Source organism: Leifsonia poae (assembly GCF_050632865.1).
In the GTDB taxonomy this organism is placed as follows: Bacteria; Actinomycetota; Actinomycetes; order Actinomycetales; family Microbacteriaceae; genus Leifsonia; species Leifsonia poae_B.
In genome coordinates this window covers 568,059-588,046 of sequence record NZ_JBODSA010000001.1, presented here as the reverse complement: position 1 = coordinate 588,046, position 19,988 = coordinate 568,059, and the positions used below count along the sequence as shown (strand labels likewise).

Sequence of the window (19,988 nt, the reverse complement as noted above, 5' to 3'; positions counted from 1 at the left end):
CTTCAGGAGTCTCCGCCGAGGTACGGCAGGGTGATCGCGCGGGAGTTCGGCGGGAGCTCGCGGATGCGCTCCAGCGCCGGCGCGAGCTCGCCGGCCCAGACGCGGTAGCCCTCGGCGTTCAGGTGGAGTCGGTCCTCGGTGTAGGCGGGATTCAGCTCGCCGTCCTCCAGAGCCAGGGCAGGCCAGAGGTCGAGCCAACCGGCGTGCGCGCTCGGCGCGAACTGCCAGAGGTGGCGGTTGATGTCGCGGATCTGATCGGCGAACTCGTGCCCGCGCGGCATCACCGACTGGACCAGGATGCGGGAGTCGGGCAGCTCCCGCCGCAGCGTCACCAGCATGGTCTCGATGTTGCGCACGACGTGCTCGACCGACCGGCGCCAGGCCAGGTCGTTGGTCCCGACGAGCAGGGCGACCGTCGCGGGCCGCGCGTCGATCACGTCGCCGAGGCGCGCGATGACGTCGTCGGTCGTGTCACCCGCCATCCCGAAGTTGCGGACCGCCTCACCCGGCAGCAGCGCATCCCAGTCGCCCCCTGCGTCAGGCTGTCGCCGACGAGGGCCAGCTCTCCGTGCTCCGGTCTCCAGTCATCCCCCATGGCGCCTCCGTCTCGTCCCCTCCATCCTCCCTCACAAGCTTGGGAAGCGGAAGGAACGCCCACCGCGCCGATGTTCGTGCCGAATGTGCGCTCTTCGTGACGGATAGCGCACATTCGGCACGAATCTGCGGAGGTCAGAGCAGCGACTTGGTGTGCCAGACCGTCTTGGTCTCGGTGAAGAACGCGATGCGGTCGAGCGACGGGGCCGCGGCGTCCGGGCCGTTCTCGGGGGTGAGCACGCGCTTGAGCGTGTCGGCCGCCGCGATCTGCAGGTCGATCCACTCCAGCTCGCCGGCGCCGACGAGGTCGAGCGCGTTGACGTCGGCGTGCGACGCCAGCCACGGCGCGATCTCGGCCGGGGAGCCGGTCAGGATGTTGACCACGCCGCCCGGGACGTCGCTCGTCGCCAGCACCTCGCTCAGGCTGATCGCCGAGAGCGGGAACCGCTCGCTCGCGATCACGACGACGGTGTTCCCCGCGACGAGCGCCGGCGCGACCGCGCTGACGAAGCCGACGAGGCTCGAGTCCTGCGGCGCGACGATCGCGACGACACCGGTCGGCTCGGGCACCGAGATGTTGAAGTACGGGCCGGCGACCGGGTTGGCGTTGCCCGCGACCTGCGCGAACTTGTCCGCCCATCCCGCGTACCAGACCCAGCGGTCGATCGCCTCGTCCACCTGGGCCGTCGCTGCCGCGGCGGAGACGCCCTCGGCCTGCTGGATCTCATCCACGAACTGCGCGCGACGCCCTTCCAGCAGCTCGGCGATGCGGTAGAGCACCTGGCCGCGGTTGTACGCGGTGGCACCCGACCATCCGGAGACGGCGGCGCGAGCGGCGACCACCGCATCCCGGGCGTCCTTGCGCGACGCCTTGGCGGCATTCGCGAGGAACGCGCCCTTGGCCGAGACGACCTCGTAAGTGCGGCCGGACTCGCTGCGCGGGAACTTCCCGCCGATGTAGAGCTTGTAGGTCTTGGGGACGGCGAGCCGGGTCACTTGGATGCTCCCTTGCGAGCGAGGCGGGCGGGGATAGAGGCCGCGGCGGGCAGCGAGCGGCCCGGCACCAGGTAGGCGCCGAGACCGTGGCGGCCGCCCTCGCGGCCGTAACCCGACTCCTTGTACCCGCCGAAGGGGCTGGCCGGGTCGAAGCGGTTGAAGGTGTTCGCCCACACGACCCCTGCGCGCAGCTGGTCGGCGACGGCGAGGATGCGGCTCCCCTTGTCGGACCAGATACCGGCCGACAGGCCGTACGGCGTGTTGTTCGCCTTGGCGATCGCCTCCGCCGGGGTGCGGAAGGTCAGCACGGACAGCACCGGGCCGAAGATCTCCTCCCGGGCGATCCGGTGGCTGGTGGAGACGTTGTCGAAGATCGTCGGCGCGAACCAGAAGCCGTTCTCCGGGATGGCGCAGTCGGCCGTCCAGCGGTCGGCGCCCTCGGCCTCGCCGATGTCGGAGAGCTCGCGGATGCGCTGCAGCTGCTCGGCCGAGTTGATCGCGCCGATGTCGGTGTTCTTGTCGAGCGGGTCGCCGAGGCGCAGCGTCGAGAGGCGGCGCTTCAACCGGTCGACGACCTCGTCGTGGATGCTCTCCTGCACCAGGAGACGGCTGCCCGCACAGCAGACGTGGCCCTGGTTGAAGAAGATGCCGTTGACGATGCCCTCGATCGCCTGGTCGATGGGCGCGTCGTCGAAGACGATGTTGGCGGCCTTGCCGCCGAGCTCCAGCGTCAGCTTCTTGGAGGTGCCGGCGACCGTGCGGGCGATCTCGCGTCCGACGGCGGTCGAGCCGGTGAAGGCGACCTTGTTCACGTCGGGGTGCGCGACCAGCTCGCGGCCGGTCTCCCCCGCGCCGGTGACGATGTTGACGACGCCGGCGGGCAGGTCGGCCTGCTGCACGATCTCCGCGAACAGCAGAGCGGTGAGCGGGGTGGTCTCGGCCGGCTTCAGCACGACCGTGTTGCCGGCGGCCAGCGCCGGGGCGATCTTCCACGCGAGCATCAGCAGCGGGAAATTCCACGGGATGACCTGAGCCGCGACACCGAGGGCGCGCGGCGCGGGGCCGAGGCCGGCGTGCTCGAGCTTGTCCGCCCATCCCGCGTAGTAGAAGAACCAGGCGGCGACGAGCGGGACGTCCACATCCCGGCTCTCCTTGATCGGCTTGCCGTTGTCGAGGCTTTCGGCCACGGCGAGCTCGCGCGAGCGCTCCTGGATGAGGCGGGCGATGCGGAACAGGTACTTGCCCCGGTCGCTGCCGCTCATCCGCGACCAGACGCGGTCGTAGGCGCGGCGGGCGGCGGCGACGGCGGTGTCCACGTCGGAGGCGTCGGCAGTCGCGATGGTCGCCAGGCGCTCCTCCGTGGCCGGGGAGATGGTCTGGAACGGCGTGCCGTGGCCGGCGACGAACTCGCCGTCGATGAACAGGCCGTACTCGTCGCGCAGGTTCAGGATCGACCGCGACTCGGGAGCCGGGGCGTATTCGAGGAAGCTCATGTCAGTTCTCGTTTCGGGTCAGTCGATCGTCACGTAGTCGGCGCCGGAGTAGTGCCCGGTCGTCAGCTTCTGGCGCTGCAGCAGCACGTCGTTGAGGAGGCTGGACGCGCCGAACCGGAACAGGTGCGGCTGCAGCCAGCGCTCGCCGACGGTCTCCGCGACGGTGACCAGGTACTTGATGGCGTCCTTCGAAGAGCGGATACCACCGGCCGGCTTGACGCCGATCTCCTCGCCGGTGAGCCGATGCCAGTCGCGCACGACCTCCAGCATCAGCAGCGTGACGGGCAGGGTCGCGGCGGGCGCCACCTTGCCGGTCGAGGTCTTGATGAAGTCGCCGCCGGCCAGGATGCTGAGCCAGGACGCGCGACGCACGTTGTCGTACGTGTTCAGCTCGCCGGTCTCGAGTATCACCTTGAGGTGGGCGTAGGTGCCGTCCTCGCGGCGGCAGGCCTCCTTGACGGCGACGATCTCGTCGAAGACCTGGCCGTAGCGTCCGGAGAGGAAGGCGCCGCGGTCGATGACCATGTCGATCTCGTCGGCGCCCGCGGCCACCGCGTCCGCCGTGTCGGCCAGCTTGACCTTGAGGGACGCACGTCCGCTCGGGAAGGCGGTGGCGACAGCGGCGACGTTGATGCCGCCACTGTGCCCATCGGCGTTGGCGCCGGCCCGGCGCACGGCACCGGCGTGGGATGCGCCCAGCGCCTCCACCGCGTACGGAACCATGTCGCCGTACACGCAGACGGCGGCGGGACGCGGGGCCGTCAGGTCCGACGGGTCGGGCGTGAGCGCCTTGGCGACGAGCGAGCGCACTTTGCCGGGCGTGTCCGCACCCTCGAGCGTGGTGAGGTCGATCAGCTCGATGATCGTGTCGAGGGCCCACTTCTTGCTCGTGGTCTTGATCGAGCGCGTGCCGAGGCCGGCAGCGCGCTGCTCCAGCCCGACCGCGTCCACCCCCGGGATACCGCCCAGGTAGCGCCGCAGCGACCCCTCGGTGAGGTCGCCGCCCAGCACCTCGACGGCGCGGGCCGCCGGCGCCAGCGTGCGCACGGGCGGCGTGGTCTCGATGGTCATGTGGTCCTCCATTACTGTGCCGCGACCTGGTCGGCCGTGGCGCTCGGCGCGGTACGGCCGAGCAGATCGTTGGCGGTCGCCTCGTCGGTGATGAGTGTCGTGCACAGGCCGCTCGCCACGACGGCGTGCGCGACCCGGTGCTTCGCCTCCCCGGCGATGACGGCGATGGATGTGCGCGCCGAGCGGAGCTCGTCGAGGCTGAGTCCCAGCGTGCGCGAGTCGAGCTCAGGATCGGCGACCTGGCCGTCGTCGGTGATGAAGCGGCCGACGACATCGCCGACGGCGCCCTTCTCGGCGAGTCGGGCGACATCCTCCACCGAGAGGTAACCGGAGTCGACGTGCACCGAGCTGGTGTCGACGACGCCGGCGCTGAACAGGTAGGCGCTCGCGTTGCGGGCGAGATCGAGCACGCTCTGCACCGAGCGGTCGGCCTCGATCGCCCGGCGGGTGGCGGCGTGCTCGAAGATGGCGGGACTGGGCAGCAGCGTTGCGGTGCCCTGCGCCTTGCGCGCGATGACGACGGCGGTGTCGGCAGCGGCGGTGGCCTGGCGGGTCGAGGAGACACTGCCGTTGATCTGCACCGGGTTGACGCCGACGGCCCAGCCCGGTCGCAGGCGCGCCGCGACGGCGTGCAGCGTGCGGCCCCAGCTCACGCCGAGGGTGCGCGGGACCGGACGCAGCGTGGTCAGGTAGTCGGCGGCCGCCTGCGCGACCCGGCCTTGCACCTCGGCGTCGGACTCCGCGGCGGGGACGACCACCGCGTCATCGATCCCGTAGAAGCCGCACAGCTCGCGCTCCAGCGAGAAGCGGCGGGCGCTCGGGTGCACGATCTCGATGCGCACGAACCCGTGCTCGCGGGCGGCGACGAGGAGTCGGCCCACCTTCCAGCGGGAGACGTTGAGGGCGACGCCGATCTCATCCTGCGTCTTGCCGGCCTCGTAGTAGAGCTCTGCGGCTTTGACGGCGAGGATCTCGTCGGAATCGTTCAGGGCCACCCCTCAAGCTTAGGAAGCGTCCGCGCACGTGAGCAACATGTGCGTGGTAGGTGCTCAAATGAGCACGGCTCGTCTCGTCTATCGTTTAGTCGTGCCCACGGACCTCCAGCCCAGCTCCTCTCTGTTCGCCCTCGCCGTCGACTTCGGCGGCACGAAGGTGGAGGCGGCCCTCGTCGACACCGACGGGCGCCTGGTCGAGGGCTCGCGCCACCGCCGTCCGACCGGGCGCAACGCGACGGTCCCGGAGCTCGAGGAGTCCGTCGGCGGCGTCGTGCGCGCCGCGTTCGCGGCCCTGCCCGAGGGCGGCCGGATCGTCGGTGTCGGCATCGGCAGCGCCGGTCCGATCGACCGCCAGAAGGGGCTCGTCTCGCCGCTCAACGTGCCGCACTGGCGCGACTACCCCATGCGCGACTTCGTCTCGCGCGTCGCGACCGAGCTCGGCCTCGACGTGCCGGTCACCCTGGAGATGGACGGCGTCGCGATCACCATGGCGGAGCACTGGGTGGGCGCCGCGCAGGGCGTCGAGAACGTGATGGGGATGGTCATCTCGACCGGGATCGGCGGAGGCCTCATCGTCGGCGGCCGCGTGATCACCGGCCCGACCGGCAACGCCGGGCACATCGGCCACGTGGAGGTCGGCGACATCCGCGGTGAGGACACGTTCGGCAGCCCGTTCGCGCTGGAGGCGATGGCCTCCGGCCCGCACACCGTCGCGTGGGCGCGGCACCAGGGTTTCGAAGGCACGACCGGTGAGGAGCTGGCGGCGGCGTACGCGGCGGGCGACCCGATCGCGCACGAGGCCATCGCACGCACCGGCCGCGCGGTCGGCCACGCGATCGCCTCCGCGACCGCACTGCTCGACCTGGAGCTGGTCGCCATCGGCGGCGGCTTCTCGCACTCGACGCCTGACCTGTTCGACCATATGCGCGCCGTGATCGCCGAGCACTACTTCCCGTTCGTGCGCAAGGTCCGCATCGTCCCGTCCGGCCTATCGTCCGAGGGCCCGCTCGTCGGCGCCGCCGCCCTCATCCACCGGTCGCACCTGCTCCCCTAGCCGCCGGGCTTCGGAGGCTCAGGGACGCCAGCGCAGCTCGATGATCTGGTGCGCGTCGCTGAGATAGAAGACGTTCTGCGTCCCGTCGTCCACTTCGACGAACGCCGCGGCGTCGCCGACCACCGGTGGCGCGCCGACGGCCGCCGCGACGTCGTTGAAGTGCCACACGCCTGAGCCGTACCAGAGCTCGTGGAGCAGCGAGTCGGTCCCCGCGTACCAGACGTGCTGGGTCGCGTCCGGCTGGAGCCGCCCGGACTCGAAGGCGTAGCCCGTCGGGCTCGATCCCGCGAGCGCGAGAGTGCTGGTTCGGGACGCGTTGGTCAGGTCGTTGTGGTGCCAGCCGGAGGGGTAGTACCACCACAGCTCGTGGACATGGCCGTCGACGCCGACGTAGTCGATGTGCTGCGTCCCCTCCCCGCGGAAGACGTACCCGTGGATGCTCTCGCAGGGCGAGATCGGGGGCGCACCGACCGTGGCCGTGAGGTCCGCCCAACGCCAGGAGGAGCCATCCGACCAGTACTCGATGATGTGCCCTTTTCCCGAGTCCGCCTCCGTGTGCACCAGGACGTGCGCCGTGTGCTGATCCTCGAAGGAGTAGCCGACCGGCGCGGACGTCGGCGCGGCGTTCGGCGCACCCGCCGCGGCCGTCAGGTCGAGGTGGTGCCAGCCGTCCCCGGAGTTCCGCAGCTCGTGCACATGAAGGTCGCGCCCCTGGTAGACGACCCGCTGCGACCCGTCGTAGTACGTCTCGTAACCGGACGGCTGACCGAGGGTGAGGGGCGCCCCGGCGGCGTTCGTGAGGTCGTTGGCGTTCCAGCCGTCGTCGCTCGTGTACCAGAGCTCATGCACGTGCCCGTCGAACTGGCGCCCTTGGTAGACCACGTGCTGCGACCCTTGGTGCGCCCAGATGTAGCCGTTCGCGTTGGTGGCCGCCGCTGCGCCTCCCGCCTCCGACACGAGGTCCTTGACGTGCCAGTCGTCGCTGGCACTGCAGTACAGTTCATAGAGCTGCCCGTCGTCGCCGTTCGTGAAGTCGAACCCCTGGAACACGACGTGACGGGTGAACTGCGCGAAGAGCCACGCAGTGGGCTGGTAGACGGCGAGGCGAGTCCCCGGTGTGCTCGTCGTCAGGTTCTTGGTGGTCCATCCCATGATCCCGCTCCGATCTCGAACCCACCCAGGCTAGAACCGGAGGAGCCGATCGAGGCTGCGGGAATCCCGGTGGTCAGTCCTCGAGGTAGCGGGGACGGGCGACGACGGCGCCGGCGATGGCGGCGGCGAGGACGGTCGCGGTCAGGACCAGGAGCGCCAGCGTCCACGAGCCGGTCAGTTGGTGCAGCACGCCGACCGCGAGCGGTCCGAGGGCGCCGAGCGTGTACCCGAGGCCCTGCGTGAAGCCGCTCAGTGCGACCGAGCCCGCGTGCGTCCGCGTGCGCACGTTGATCAGCACCAGGCACAGCGGGAACAGCAGCGGCCCGAGACCGGCGAGCGCCACCCACAGCCACGTCGCAGCGCTCGGCGCGAGGATGAGCCCGAGATACCCGACCACGAAGAACGCGACGCCGGCGTAGATCAGGATGGCGACGTTCCGCATCCGCGCCGCGAGCAGCGGGACGAGCAGTCCGGCCGGTATGCCCATCCCGGCATACACCGAGAGCAGCGCGCCCGCGTCGGCCGGCGGGACCCCCGCCACGTCGTGCAGGATCTGCGGCAGCCAGGCGAACATCGCGTACGCGTTCAGGCTCGACACCGCGAACACGACGGCCAGAGCCCACGCGAGCGGCGAATGCCAGACGCGTCCCGCCATGGCCGGCTGCGCCTTCTCGACGTCGACGTCGTGATCGGGATGCGCCGGCCGGTGGGTGATCAGGATGCGCAGCCACGGCAGGATGGCGAGCAGGCTCACCAGCGCCCACATGCCCACCGAGACATGCCAGCCCGCGGCGTCGGCCACGGGCACCGCGACCAGCGGCGGCAGCAGGGTCGACACCGACATCACCGTCGCGTAGAGCGAGGTGACGAGCCCGATGCGGTCCGGGAAGTAGCGCTTCACGAGCGGCGGCAGCAGGACGTTGCCCACGCCCATCCCCGCGAAGGTCACCGCCGAGCCGATCGCGAGCACCGCGAACGACGTCGCCGAGGCCCGGATCAGGTGGCCGAGCAGGATGACGCCGAGCGCGAGCAGGACGACCGTTTCGAGCTTCAGCTTGCGGGTGAAGGACGGCGCGATCAGGCCGAACAGCGCGAAGCAGACCGGCGGGAGCATCCCGAGCAGCCCGACGCCGATGCTCGACACCTCGAACTCGGTGCGGATCTCGGCGAAGATCGGCGACAGCGCGGCGACGGCGGTCCGGAGGTTCGCGGCGACGAGCAGGATGCCGACCAGCGCGATCGCGCGGCCGTGCCAGAGCGGCCGCGCCCCCGCGGCCGAGTCGGGATCCGCCATCAGGACGGCTCGCCCGCGCCCAGGATGCGCCGCGCCTGCTCGACGTCGTCGGCGATCTGCGCGATCAGCGGCTCGATGCCGGTGTAGGCGACCATGCCCCGGATGCGGTGCACGAACGACACCTCCACCGTGTGGTCGTACAGGTCGAGCTCGCGGTCGAGCACGTAGGCCTCGACCTGCTTGTGCGGCACGCCCTCGAAGGTCGGGTTGTTGCCGACCGAGATGGCCGCCGGGTAACGCTCGCCCCCGTCGGTCAACCAGCCCGCGTACACGCCGTCGGCCGGGATGAGCCCTTCCGACTCCGGCGACAGGTTCGCCGTCGGGTAGCCCAGCTCGCGTCCGCGCGCGGCGCCGTGCACCACGAGTCCGCGGACGGTCGGCGCCGAGCCCAGCAGCTCGGTCGCGTGGTCGACGTCGCCGTCGGCGAGCAGTTCGCGGATCCAGGTGGACGACACGCGCCGGCCGTGCTCGGGCCGCACGTCGTCGATGAGCTCCACCGCGAACCCGTACGCCTCCCCCAGCTCGCGGAGCATGGCCACATCGCCCGCGCCGCGCGCGCCGAAGCGGAAGTCGCTCCCGACCAGCACCGCCGCAGCGTGGAGGCGGTCGACCAGGATGCGGTGGACGAACTCCTCGGGAGGCAGCCCGGCGAGCGCCTGATCGAAGTGGACCATGAGCGTCGCATCCACCCCGGTCGAGGCGAGCAGGTCGAGCTTCTGCGCGTTGCTCACGAGCGATGCCGGACACTTCTCGGGCGCCAGCACCTCGAGCGGGTTGCGGTCGAAGGTGATCACCGTCGACACCAGGCGGCGCTCGGCGGCGACCGCGCGCAGGCGGTCGATCACCGCGCGGTGCCCGGTGTGGACGCCGTCGAACTTGCCGATCGTGACCGCTGACGGCCCCCAGCCGTCCGGGACCTCCTCGACCGCGTGGAAGACCCTCACGACGCCGCCTCGGCAGGGGCCTCGACCGGCTTGTGGCCGCGCAGCCACAGCATCCCGAGCACCGGCAGCACGAGCGGGATGAACAGGTACCCCATCCCGTACACCGACCAGACGGTCGCATCGCGCCCGAACGGGTCGATGTCGTGCAGGCCGAGGACGGCGGGCGCGAACAGGCTCAGCGTGCCGATGATGAGCACGCCGGCCAGCTCGAAGCTGATGGTGATCCAGGCCACGCGGTACCAGACGCGCCCAGGGGCGATGAGAGCGATGGTCGCGACGATGTAGACGACCGCGGCGAGCGCCGACAGCGTGAAGGCGACCGGCGCCTCCGAGTAGCGGTCGATGATCTGGAAGACGCTGCGCCCGGTCGCGGCGAGTGCGAGAACGCCGTAGACGAAGACGAGCACCCGGCCGACCCCCGACATCCGGCGCCGCGGGGACGACGGAGCGGCATTCGTGCGCGAGGAGGTGGTGTGGTGGGACATCGCTTCGATTCTATTTGCCGCGGGAGCCGGCAGGGGCCGTCAGGCGCCCTGCACGAACCAGATCTGCCCCATCCGATAGACCATGACGGCGATGGCGAGGCAGACGCCGCCCAGGATCACGGTGCTCCAGCGGTTGCGCTCGATCAGCGCCCAGAACCCGCCGGCGAGCGGGAGGATGATCGCCGAGATGAGGTAGATGTAGAACTCCGCGAGGCTGCCGGAGGGGTTGTTGCCGACCGCGGGCGCGATGATCGCGATGACCAGCTGCGCGAGCAGCAGCAGCTCGACGAGCGCGACGGCGCCCATCGACACGTCGCCGGGAAGCCGCCCGATGAGTCCGAGCACCAGGCACAGGATGCCCGCGGCGCAGGCCACGAGGACCTGCACGGTCGTGAACCACTCGATCATGCGCGGCCGACGGCCTCGTCCGTGGGGAAGTTCACGAGCGTTCTGGCTTCCTTTCCGCGGAACTCGATCAGTCCCACAAGCGCTCCGTTCGGGGCGACGGCGGCGACGGGCTCGCCTCCCGGCCCTTCGCGGTCGGCCACGTGGATGCGCCGCCCGTGCGTCAGGTCGATCGCCTGCTGCTCGGTGAGGTCGAGCCGTTCGAACAGGTCGGTCGCCGCATCCACTGCCGGGATGAGGGCGGCCTCCGCATCGAGCGTAGCGAGGTCGTGGGCGTCGCGCACATGGAAGGCGCCGACGCGGGTGCGCCGCAGCGCGGTGAGGTGGCCGCCGACGGCGAGCGAGCTGCCGAGATCGCGGGCGAGCGAGCGGATGTAGGTGCCCGACGAGCAGACGACGCGGACGTCGAGGTCGATCGCCCCGTCGATCCGGTGGGTCGCCAGCAGCTCGAACTCGGACACCGTGACGGCGCGCGGCGCGAGCTCGACCTGCTCCCCCGCCCGGACGCGGGCGTAGGCGCGCTTGCCGTCGACCTTGATCGCCGAGACGGCGCTCGGGACCTGCTGGATCTCGCCGGTGAGCGCAGCGATTCCTGCGGCGATCGCGTCGTCGGCCACCGCATCCAGCGCGTGCTGCGAGACCTCCGCGAGCAGATCGCCCTCGGCGTCGTCGGTGGTGGACCCGGCGCCGAGCCGGATGGTGGCCAGATACTCCTTGTCGGCCCCGACGATGTAGGTCAGCAGGCGCGTGGACGAGTTGACGCCGACGATGAGCAGACCGGTCGCCATCGGGTCGAGCGTGCCCGCGTGGCCGACCTTGCGGGTGCCTGCGGCCCTGCGCACGCGGGCGACGACGTCGTGGCTCGTCATCCCGTCCGGCTTGTCGATCAGGATGAGTCCGCTGCCGGTCACGCGCGCACGCCTTCGTCGGCCGACACGTCGAGGACGAGCTGCAGCTTGGTGCGGAACGTGCACTCGATCAGCTCGGTCGCGGCGGGGTCCTTCTGGTAATCGTCCGTCAGGCGCAGGCCCAGCAGGGTGTTCAGCAGCATCCCCTCGGCGAGGAACGAGCGCGCCTCCTCCGGCTCGAAGCCGGCCTCCTCGCGCAGCAGCCGGTAGATGGTGAGGAAGCCGCCGCGCGCCTTCGCGCCGATGGTCGGGTCCTGCCCCATGCTGAACGCCTGCATCAGCGAGAGCAGGAGGCCGCGGTCCTCGATCAGGTTGACGTACGCGAGGCCGAGGCGGCGGCCGATCTCGCCGTGGACGCCCGGCATGATCGCGGCGATGTCGCTGCCGGGAGCGGCGGGCGACCCGTCGGCCTTCCACTGCGCGATCGTCTCCGTGAAGGCGACGAGCAGCCGCTCCAGCGAGCGCGAGAGGACGCCGACGAACAGGTTCTCCTTGCTGCCGAACATCCGCACCACGTAGGGCTGGCTGATGCCGGCCTCACGCGCGATCTGGTCGGTGGTCGCGCCGAAGTAGCCGCGCTCCCCGAAGACCCGGCTGGCGGCCTCGAGGATCTGGACGCGGCGCTCGGCGGAGGGGATCCGCTCGGTGTTCTTGTCCGTCACGCTTGACAGGTTATCAGTTGATTACTAATCTCAGCTCTTGTAATCATCCGATAACAACAACAGGAGGCGCCGCATGTCCGCACCCGCCGCACCGCGCACCCGCTCCATCCCCGTCTGGCTGGCGATCGTCGCGGCGTCCCTGCCGATGTTCATGGCGACGCTCGACAACCTCGTCGTCACGAGCGCCCTGCCCGTCATCGCGAAGGACCTCACCGCCTCCATCGAGGAGCTGCAGTGGGTGGTCAACGCTTACACCCTCAGCTTCGCGACCCTCATGCTCATGGCCGTCGCTCTCGGCGACCGGCTCGGCCGGCGGTCGGTGTTCCTGGCCGGCATCGCGGTATTCACGCTGGCAAGCGCCGCAAGCGCCCTCGCGACCGAGCCGTGGATGCTCATCGCCGCCCGCGCGGTGCAGGGAGCGGGCGCGGCCGCACTCATGCCGCTGTCGCTGACACTGCTCGCCGGCAGCGTCAGCGAACGCCTCCGCCCGGCCGCCATCGGCATCTGGGGCGGCATCTCCGGTCTCGGCGTCGCCCTCGGCCCGCTGATCGGCGGTGCCGTGGTGCAGGGATGGAACTGGCAGGCGATCTTCTGGCTCAATGTCCCGCTCGGCGTGATCGCCGTCCCGCTGGTGCTCGCCGCCCTGCCGAACAGCTTCGGCGCACGCGTCCGCGCCGACGTGGTCGGACTGCTCCTGGCCGCACCGGGCGTGCTGGGGGTGGTCTTCGCGATCGTGCGTGGCAACGACGCGGGCTGGGACAGCGCGCAGGTCCTCATCCCGCTGATCGCCGGGGCGGCGCTGCTGGTCGCGTTCGTCCTGTGGGAGTCGCGCGCCACCGCTCCCCTGCTGCCGCTGCGGCTGTTCCGCGACCGCAGCTTCACGGTCGCGAACCTCGTCGGCGTCACCTTCAGCTTCGGCATCTTCGGGGCGATCTTCATCCTCATCCAGTTCCTCCAGGTCGTGCAGGGCCACACCCCGCTCGAGGCCGGCGTGATGACCATGCCGTGGACGCTGGCGCCGATGGTGGTCGCGCCGCTCACCGGGCTGGTGTCGGGCCGGACCGGGACGCGCCTCCCGGTCGTCGCGGGCCTGGTGCTGCTCGCGGTCGCCATGGGCTGGATCGCGCTGACCCTCTCGGCGACGCTGCCCTACTCGCAGATGTGGCCGCCCTTCCTGCTCGCCGGCATCGGCATGGGCCTGGTGTTCGCGCCGTCGTCGACCGCCGTGCTGGCCAACATGCGCCCCGCCGACCACGCCAAGGCGTCCGGCACGAACTCGACCCTGCGGGAGGTCGGCGTCGCGCTCGGCGTGGCCGTGCTGACCGCCGTGTTCACCGGGGCGGGCGGGACGCTCACCCCCACTGGCTATGTGGATGCGGCCATCCCGGCCGTGTGGGTCGGCGCCGGCGTCCTGGGGCTGGCCGCCGTGATCGCACTGGCGCTGCCGTCCCGCCGCGCCGCCCGCGCGGCCGCCGCCGCCCTCGCCGAGCGCGAGGAGTCGCCGGCCGAGGCCGCCGTCGACGCGCTCGCCACCGCCGAGCCCGCGCCCGTCCTCGCCGACTGACGCCCGTCCCATCTACTGGGCCCGACACGCTGTTACGGCCTCGACCGTAACGGCGTGTCGGGCCCACTCGTTCGCCGGATTAGGCTTGAGCGCGTGCGTATCGGCGTGATCGGGACTGGGGCCATCGGCGGGACCATCGCGGCACTCCTGGATCGCGTCGGCCACCTCGTCGAGGTCACCGCGCGCGGCGAGCAGCTGGCGGCCATCCGGGCCGACGGCCTGCGGCTCGACGGAGCGTGGGGAACGCACACCGCCCATCCCGCCGCCGCCGAGACGCTGCAGACCCGCCCCGAGCTTGCGTTCGTCTGCACGAAGGCCCAGGATGCGGCGGCCGCGATCGAGGCGAACCGCGCACTGCTCGAGGGCATCCCGGTGGTGATCGTCCAGAACGGCCTCGCCGGCCTCCGCGAAGCGCAAGCGCTGCTGCCTGACTCCGACTGCGTCGGCGCGCTGGCCCTCTACGCCGCCAGCTACCTCTCCCCCAGCCGGGTCTCGGTCACCACCCCGGCGAACACCTACCTCGGGGCCGGCGACGGCCCGCCGCCGCCCGCTGCCGTGGAGGCCGCGCGCACCCTCGATGCCGCGATGCCGGCGCAGGCGATCGACAACTTCACGGGCGCCCAGTGGACGAAGCTCATCGTCAACCAGATCAACGCCCTCCCCGCCATCACCGGCCTGAGCGCCCAGGAGGTCATCGGCGACCGCCGGCTGCGGCCCATCCTCACCGCGAGCCTGCAGGAGGCCACGCGGGTCGGCTACGCCCGCGGCGTCCGCTACGGCAGCATCCAGGGCCTCGACGACCGCCTGCTCCGTATCGTCGCGCGTGCGCCGCGCTGGGCCGCGCAGGGGTGCCGCTGCTGATGAAGCGGCGGATGGGCGCCACACCGAACCCCGGATCGACGCTGCAGAGCATCCGCCGCGGCCAGCTGACCGAGATCGACTACCTCAACGGCGCGGTCGTCGACGAGGCGCGCGCGGCGGGCGTCGAGGCGCCCATCAATGCCGCGATCACGGCCCTCGTGCACGAGGTGGAGCGGGGCGGCTTCCTCACCCCCGATCAGGTCGCCGAGCGGATGCGTCCCCTACTGGGCTGAGTCACCCCGCGCCGCCCACACCGGACGGGACGGCTCGGTGTCATCCACGAGGTAGTCGGCGTGCGAGGCGGGATGCGCGTCCTCGATGTAGAGCTCGTCGCGCGGCGCGCTCACCAGCCGGATGGAGGCGTTCCATTCGCCGCGCAACGAGGGACGCAGCAGGAACACACCGTCGAGAACGAGCACCGCGTCCATCCCGGCCGTCAGCCAGCGCGCCTCCACCGGCTGGTCGCGCACCGCGTCGAACGCGGCGAGCTGGAAACCCGTGCTGCCGCCGAGGCGGAACGGGTCGAGGAGGACGCGGCGGAGCGTCACGTAGTCGTAGGCGTCGCGGTAGTAGCTCTCCGGCGTCTCGGGACCGAGTCGCGTGCGGTAGGCACGCGACGAATGGAAGCCCGACATCGACGCACGGAACGTATCGGACCCGGCTTCGCGGAACACCGCTGCGAGGTCGTCGGCGAACCCGCCGTCCACCCGGCCGCCGTCGACCGCGACGACCACCCTCCCGACCGGCGCCTGCCGGCGGATGGCGGCCACGAGCTCCCGCAGGAACAGCACGCGGGGCGTCGGCGGGAGCATCATGCGACGAGCATAGGCCGCGCACCGGTTAGCCTCGAAGCATGCACGACTTCGCCGGGACGGTGGTGGCCTGGTACCACGCCAACCGGCGCGACCTGCCCTGGCGGCGCGACGGCTTCACGGCCTGGGGGACGCTGGTCAGCGAGTTCATGCTGCAGCAGACTCCCGTGAGCCGGGTCATCCCGCGGCTCGAGGAGTGGCTGACGCGCTGGCCCACGCCGGCCGACCTCGCGGCGGTCCCGCCGGGCGAGGCGGTGCGCGCCTGGCAGTCGCTCGGCTACCCGCGTCGCGCGCTCTGGCTGCATGCCGCGGCGGTCGCGATCACCGAGAAGCACGGCGGGGTCGTGCCGGAGGATGTGGATGCGCTCCTCGCGCTGCCGGGGATCGGCGACTACACCGCGCGGGCCGTCGCGGCCTTCGCTTACGGCCACCGGCATCCTGTCGTGGACACCAACATCCGCCGGGTCATCGCCCGCGCGGTGGACGGACAGGCCGAGCCCGGGCCGCCCTCGAAGCGCGACCTCGCTGCGATGGAGGCACTGCTCCCAGAGGACCGGCCCGCGGCGACGGCGTTCAACGCCGGGATGATGGAGCTCGGCGCGATCGTCTGCGTCGCCCGCACACCGCGCTGTGACGCGTGCCCGCTCGCCGAGACGTGCGCGTGGCGGCAGGCGGGCTATCCAGCCTACGACGGGCCGCGCAAGGCGGTGCAGAAGAAGTACGAGGGCAGCGACCGGCAGGTGCGCGGCCGCATCCTCGCGGAGCTCCGCGCGTCGCACATCCCGGTCAGCGCGACGGAGCTCGAGGCGGTGTGGCCGGACGCCGCACAGCGCGACCGTGCACTCGCGGGACTCGTCGCCGACGGCCTGGCCGTCGCGGCAGAGGGCGGCTACACGCTCCCCTGATCCGCCGAATTGCTCGTCGTTGCGGTCGCGGACGGCGTGTCGACCGCATCCGCGAGCGATTCGCGGATCGCGACGGGGAAGACGAGCGGGTCCCAGTCCAGGATGCGCGACCGGTACACGAGGCCTTCGGTGACGAACGGGTCGCCCTCGCGGAACCGCTCGGCGGCCTCCCGAGACCGGAAGATCGCCATGGACCCCTGGGTCATCGGCTCGCCGAAGGTGCCGATCATCAGCACCTCGCCGCCCTTCGCGAACTCGTCCAGGTAGGCGCGATGTCGCGGGTACGCCTCGGCGATGCGCTGGAAGCTGTCGGGCGAGGCGTCCGGATCGGGGTCGTAGAACGAGACGGCGAACATGCCGTCAGCCTAGGACCGACCCCGACCCGGGTGGGAGGTCACTCCTCCTCGTCGTCCTCATCGAACTCGCGAGGCTTCACGTACGGGTCCTCGTCGCCGGCGTAGCTCGCGCCCGCGGCGAGGCCCGCGACCGTGGTGTCGCGCTCGCGCGCCTCCCGCAGCAGGTCCTCGATGTGGGCGGCGTTCTCGGGGATGGCGTCGAGCTGGAACTCCAGCGTCGGCGTCAGCCGCGCGGTGATGTTCTTGCCCACCTCGCTGCGCAGCATCCCGGTCGCCGCCTTCAGCGCGGCCGCCGAGTCCTCGCGCTCCTGCTCGGTGCCATACACCGTGTAGAAGACGGTCGCGTGCTGCAGGTCGCCGGTCACCTGGACGTCCGTGATAGTCACGAAGCCCAGGCGCGGGTCGCGCAGGCCGCGGTCGAGCCGCTTGGCGACGATCTCCTTGATCCTGTCCGCGAGCTTCCTCGCGCGTGCCGGATCAGCCATGATTCTCTCCCTTCAAGCACGATGGCCGGTGGCGTCAGCCACCGGCCATCGTTCGCGACTACACGCGAGGCTTCTCGCGAAGCTCCGTCGTCTCGATCTCGTCGCCGACCTGGATGTCGTTGTACTTGCCGAGGCCGATACCGGCCTCGAAGTCCGTACGGACCTCCGTGACGTCGTCCTTGAACCGGCGCAGCGACTCGATGGCGAGGTTGTCCCCCACCACGACGCCGTCGCGGATGACGCGCGCCTTGGCGTTGCGCGTAATCGTTCCGGACCGGACGATGACACCGGCGATGTTGCCGAACTTGGAGGAGCGGAACACCTCGCGGATCTCGGCCACACCCGACTGGACCTCTTCGAACTCGGGCTTGAGCATGCCCTTCAGCGAGTTCTCGATGTCCTCGATGGCGTTGTAGATGACCGAGTAGAAGCGGACGTCCACACCCTCGCGGGCCGCACGCTCGCGCGCCTTCACGTCCGGACGGACGTTGAAGCCGATCACGATCGCGTTGTCGATGGTCGCCAGGTCGATGTCCGACTCGGTGATCGCGCCGACGCCGCGGTGCAGGATGCGGAGGCTGACCGAATCGTCGACCTCGATCTTCATCAGCGACTCCTCCAGCGCCTCGACGGCACCGGACACGTCGCCCTTGATGATGAGGTTGAGCGCTTCGACCTTGCCCTCTTCCAGAGCGCGGGTGAAGTCCTCGAGCGAGATGCGCTTGCGGGCCTTCGCCAGCTGCGCGTTGCGCTCGGCGGCCTCGCGCTTCTCGGCGATCTGCCGGGCGGTGCGGTCCTCCTCGGTGACGAGGAAGACATCACCGGCGCGCGGGACGCTGGACAGACCCTGCACCTGGACCGGACGCGACGGAGCAGCCTCGAAGACGGCGTCGCCGTTCTCGTCGGCCATCGCACGGACACGGCCGTAGGCGGTGCCCGCCACGATCGCGTCGCCGACCCGGAGCGTTCCGGACTGGATGAGCACGGTCGCCACGGCGCCGCGGCCCTTGTCGAGCTTCGCCTCGATCGCGACACCGCGGGCGTCCTTGTTCGGGTTCGCACGCAGGTCGAGACCGGCGTCGGCCGTGAGCAGCACGGCGTCGAGCAGGTCGTCGATGCCGATGTTGTTGCGGGCCGAGACGTCGACGAACAGGACGTCGCCGCCGTACTCCTCCGCCACCAGGCCGAACTCGGTGAGCTGCTGTCGCACCTTGGCCGGGTTGGCGTCGGGCTTGTCGATCTTGTTCACCGCGACCACGATCGGCACGTTGGCCGCCTGGGCGTGGTTCAGCGCCTCGATGGTCTGCGGCATGATGCCGTCGTCCGCCGCGACCACGAGGATCGCGATGTCGGTGACCTGCGCACCACGGGCACGCATGGCGGTGAACGCCTCGTGACCCGGGGTGTCGATGAAGGTGATGGCACGCTCGATGCCGTCGTGCTCCGTCCACACCTGGTACGCACCGATGTGCTGGGTGATGCCGCCGGCCTCGCCCGCGACGACGTTCGCGTTGCGGATGGCGTCGAGGAGTCGCGTCTTACCGTGGTCGACGTGACCCATGACGGTCACGACCGGCGGACGGATCTCGAGGTCTTCGTCGGACTCGCCCTCCAGCTCGGCGTCGAGGTCGATGTCGAAGCCCTCCAGGAGCTCCTTGTCCTCGTCCTCGGGCGACACGACCTGGATCTTGTAGCCCAGCTCCTCGCCCAGCACCTCGAAGGTGGCCTCGTCGAGCGATTCGGTCGCGGTCGCCATCTCGCCCAGGTGGAAGAGGACGGTGACCAGCGACGCGGGGTTCGCGTCGATCTTGTCGGCGAAGTCGGAGATCGAGGAGCCGCGACGCAGTCGGATGACCGTGTCGCCGTTGCCGCGGGGAACGCTCACGCCGCCCAGCGACGGGGCCTCCCGCATCTCGAACTCTTGACGCTTCGCGCGCTTCGACTTGCGTGCCTTGCTCTTGCCGCCTCCGCGACCGAACGCACCGGCGGTACCACCGCCGGGGCCACGGCCACGACCGCCGCCTCCACCGGGACGCGGGCCGCCGAAGCCGCCGCCTGGACGCTGGAAGCCGCCGGCGCCTGCACCGGCACCCGCACCGCCGCCGCTGCCGGGGCGCTGCTGGAAGCCGGGACGACCGCCGCCGCCGCCCGGACGACCGGGACGGTTGCCGCCGCCCTGGCCGGGCGCGCCGACGCGCGGCGAGCCGGGACGCGGCGGGGTGGGACGCGGGATGTTGCCGGGCGAGGGACGCTGGCCCATGCCCTGCGACGACGAGAACGGGTTGTTGCCCGGACGCGGCGGACGCTGGCCCATGCCCTGGTTGCTCGAGTACGGGTTGTTGCCCGGGCGCGGGGCGCTCGGACGCGGGATGCTGCCGGCGCCGGGGCGCGGGCCCGCGGGCTTGGCGGCGTCCGGAGTGGACGGCTTGCCCTGGCTCGACGAGCTCGGGGCGGGGGTGCCGGCGGCCTTCTCAGCAGCCTTCTCGGCCGCCTTCTCAGCAGCGGCCTTCTCAGCCGCGGCCTGACGCTCGGCGACCGACATCGGCGCCTGCGGCTTGGGGCCTGCGGCGGTGTCGGACGAACCGGTCGAACCGGACGACGCCTGCTGCGGGCGCGGCGCAGCCGGACGCGGCGCCTGCGACGGCGCCTTGGGCGCAGCAGCGGTCGCCTTGTCGGCGGACGGCTTGGCGCCCTCGGCCTCGAGGGCGGCACGCAGCTTGCGTGCTACCGGAGGCTCGATGCTCGAGGACGGGCCCTTGACGAACTCGCCCATCTCCTTGAGCTTCGCGAGCGCGACCTTGCTGTCGACGCCGAGTTCGCTCGCGACCTCGTGTACGCGTGGTTTTGCAGCCACAATTCTCCTGTCTGGGGGCCTACCCCGGACAGGGCAGGCGTTAGTAGCGGACGGTACTCATTTCGAGCCGCTCATCGGTTGTCACTCATGTGAAGTCA

21 protein-coding genes are annotated in these 19,988 nt (G+C 71.1%); 5 read left to right on the top strand and 16 right to left on the bottom strand.

Annotated features, from left to right (window positions below):
* Nucleotides 1–2: 2 nt before the first annotated feature.
* From ACRAWB_RS02930 to ACRAWB_RS02910, 5 genes are all read right to left on the bottom strand, one after another.
* Nucleotides 3–482, bottom strand: a complete 480-nt coding sequence (locus ACRAWB_RS02930; protein WP_431351985.1) for a GDSL-type esterase/lipase family protein — start codon at nucleotides 480–482, stop codon at nucleotides 3–5.
* A gap of 247 nt (nucleotides 483–729) precedes the next feature.
* Nucleotides 730–1,590: an aldehyde dehydrogenase family protein gene (locus ACRAWB_RS02925; RefSeq protein ID WP_431351984.1), complete on the bottom strand. Its 861-nt coding sequence runs from the start codon at nucleotides 1,588–1,590 to the stop codon at nucleotides 730–732.
* On the bottom strand, nucleotides 1,587–3,083 hold the full coding sequence (locus ACRAWB_RS02920) for an aldehyde dehydrogenase family protein (RefSeq protein WP_431351983.1): 1,497 nt from the start codon (nucleotides 3,081–3,083) through the stop codon (nucleotides 1,587–1,589). The genes ACRAWB_RS02925 and ACRAWB_RS02920 overlap by 4 nt, the downstream gene beginning before the upstream one ends.
* 18 nt (nucleotides 3,084–3,101) lie before the next feature.
* A complete protein-coding gene (gene deoC, locus ACRAWB_RS02915) occupies nucleotides 3,102–4,154 on the bottom strand; it encodes a deoxyribose-phosphate aldolase (protein ID WP_431351982.1) in 1,053 nt (350 codons plus the stop codon).
* An 11-nt stretch (nucleotides 4,155–4,165) separates the two neighbouring features.
* Nucleotides 4,166–5,149, bottom strand: coding sequence for a sugar-binding transcriptional regulator (locus ACRAWB_RS02910; protein ID WP_431351981.1), 984 nt, complete (start codon nucleotides 5,147–5,149; stop codon nucleotides 4,166–4,168).
* A 91-nt stretch (nucleotides 5,150–5,240) separates the two neighbouring features.
* Between ACRAWB_RS02910 and ACRAWB_RS02905 the strand changes: the two genes are divergently transcribed.
* Nucleotides 5,241–6,203: an ROK family protein gene (locus tag ACRAWB_RS02905; RefSeq protein ID WP_431351980.1), complete on the top strand. Its 963-nt coding sequence runs from the start codon at nucleotides 5,241–5,243 to the stop codon at nucleotides 6,201–6,203.
* 18 nt (nucleotides 6,204–6,221) lie between these two features.
* On the opposite strand, the gene ACRAWB_RS02900 is transcribed toward ACRAWB_RS02905, so the two are convergent.
* The 7 genes from ACRAWB_RS02900 to ACRAWB_RS02870 form a co-directional block, all read right to left on the bottom strand.
* Nucleotides 6,222–7,355, bottom strand: coding sequence for a hypothetical protein (locus tag ACRAWB_RS02900; protein WP_431351979.1), 1,134 nt, complete (start codon nucleotides 7,353–7,355; stop codon nucleotides 6,222–6,224).
* A 73-nt stretch (nucleotides 7,356–7,428) separates the two neighbouring features.
* The gene (locus ACRAWB_RS02895) at nucleotides 7,429–8,649 is read right to left on the bottom strand and encodes an MFS transporter (RefSeq protein ID WP_431351978.1); all 1,221 of its coding nucleotides are present in this window, start codon (nucleotides 8,647–8,649) and stop codon (nucleotides 7,429–7,431) included.
* Nucleotides 8,649–9,593, bottom strand: coding sequence for a bifunctional riboflavin kinase/FAD synthetase (locus ACRAWB_RS02890; RefSeq protein WP_431351977.1), 945 nt, complete (start codon nucleotides 9,591–9,593; stop codon nucleotides 8,649–8,651). The genes ACRAWB_RS02895 and ACRAWB_RS02890 overlap by 1 nt, the downstream gene beginning before the upstream one ends.
* Nucleotides 9,590–10,078: a hypothetical protein gene (locus ACRAWB_RS02885; RefSeq protein ID WP_431351976.1), complete on the bottom strand. Its 489-nt coding sequence runs from the start codon at nucleotides 10,076–10,078 to the stop codon at nucleotides 9,590–9,592. The genes ACRAWB_RS02890 and ACRAWB_RS02885 overlap by 4 nt, the downstream gene beginning before the upstream one ends.
* Nucleotides 10,079–10,117: 39 nt before the next feature.
* Nucleotides 10,118–10,486 carry a hypothetical protein gene (locus ACRAWB_RS02880; protein ID WP_431351975.1) on the bottom strand — a complete coding sequence of 123 codons (369 nt, stop codon included), beginning with the start codon at nucleotides 10,484–10,486 and terminating at the stop codon, nucleotides 10,118–10,120.
* Nucleotides 10,483–11,394 (bottom strand): tRNA pseudouridine(55) synthase TruB, encoded by a 912-nt coding sequence (truB, locus tag ACRAWB_RS02875; RefSeq protein ID WP_431351974.1) that lies wholly within the window; start codon nucleotides 11,392–11,394, stop codon nucleotides 10,483–10,485. Before truB ends, ACRAWB_RS02880 begins: the two co-directional genes overlap by 4 nt.
* Complete coding sequence (locus tag ACRAWB_RS02870) at nucleotides 11,391–12,053, bottom strand: TetR/AcrR family transcriptional regulator (RefSeq protein WP_431351973.1); 663 nt, start codon at nucleotides 12,051–12,053, stop codon at nucleotides 11,391–11,393. The genes truB and ACRAWB_RS02870 overlap by 4 nt, the downstream gene beginning before the upstream one ends.
* 73 nt (nucleotides 12,054–12,126) lie before the next feature.
* Between ACRAWB_RS02870 and ACRAWB_RS02865 the strand changes: the two genes are divergently transcribed.
* The 3 genes from ACRAWB_RS02865 to ACRAWB_RS02855 all read left to right on the top strand — a co-directional run bounded on the left by ACRAWB_RS02865 (nucleotide 12,127) and on the right by ACRAWB_RS02855 (nucleotide 14,711).
* The gene (locus ACRAWB_RS02865; protein WP_431351972.1) at nucleotides 12,127–13,617 is read left to right on the top strand and encodes a DHA2 family efflux MFS transporter permease subunit; all 1,491 of its coding nucleotides are present in this window, start codon (nucleotides 12,127–12,129) and stop codon (nucleotides 13,615–13,617) included.
* Nucleotides 13,618–13,710: 93 nt separating this feature from the next.
* The gene (locus ACRAWB_RS02860) at nucleotides 13,711–14,478 is read left to right on the top strand and encodes a ketopantoate reductase family protein (RefSeq protein ID WP_431351971.1); all 768 of its coding nucleotides are present in this window, start codon (nucleotides 13,711–13,713) and stop codon (nucleotides 14,476–14,478) included.
* A gap of 11 nt (nucleotides 14,479–14,489) precedes the next feature.
* Nucleotides 14,490–14,711, top strand: a complete 222-nt coding sequence (locus tag ACRAWB_RS02855) for a ketopantoate reductase C-terminal domain-containing protein (RefSeq protein WP_431351970.1) — start codon at nucleotides 14,490–14,492, stop codon at nucleotides 14,709–14,711.
* Here the strand turns inward: ACRAWB_RS02855 and ACRAWB_RS02850 are convergent.
* Entirely contained in the window at nucleotides 14,700–15,293 is a 594-nt protein-coding gene (locus ACRAWB_RS02850; protein WP_431351969.1) for a hypothetical protein, read from the bottom strand. The two genes, ACRAWB_RS02855 and ACRAWB_RS02850, sit on opposite strands and share 12 nt — an antisense overlap.
* Nucleotides 15,294–15,331: 38 nt before the next feature.
* On the opposite strand from ACRAWB_RS02850, the gene ACRAWB_RS02845 reads away from it, so the two are divergent.
* Nucleotides 15,332–16,195 (top strand): A/G-specific adenine glycosylase, encoded by an 864-nt coding sequence (locus ACRAWB_RS02845; protein ID WP_431351968.1) that lies wholly within the window; start codon nucleotides 15,332–15,334, stop codon nucleotides 16,193–16,195.
* Here the strand turns inward: ACRAWB_RS02845 and ACRAWB_RS02840 are convergent.
* Genes ACRAWB_RS02840 through infB form a run of 3 tightly spaced genes read right to left on the bottom strand, consistent with a single transcriptional unit; the run spans nucleotide 16,180 to nucleotide 19,890 of the window.
* A complete protein-coding gene (locus ACRAWB_RS02840) occupies nucleotides 16,180–16,551 on the bottom strand; it encodes a YciI family protein (protein ID WP_431351967.1) in 372 nt (123 codons plus the stop codon). The two genes, ACRAWB_RS02845 and ACRAWB_RS02840, sit on opposite strands and share 16 nt — an antisense overlap.
* Nucleotides 16,552–16,589: 38 nt before the next feature.
* Nucleotides 16,590–17,036: a 30S ribosome-binding factor RbfA gene (gene rbfA, locus ACRAWB_RS02835; RefSeq protein ID WP_431351966.1), complete on the bottom strand. Its 447-nt coding sequence runs from the start codon at nucleotides 17,034–17,036 to the stop codon at nucleotides 16,590–16,592.
* 58 nt (nucleotides 17,037–17,094) lie between these two features.
* The gene (infB, locus tag ACRAWB_RS02830; protein ID WP_431351965.1) at nucleotides 17,095–19,890 is read right to left on the bottom strand and encodes a translation initiation factor IF-2; all 2,796 of its coding nucleotides are present in this window, start codon (nucleotides 19,888–19,890) and stop codon (nucleotides 17,095–17,097) included.
* Nucleotides 19,891–19,988: the final 98 nt, after the last annotated feature.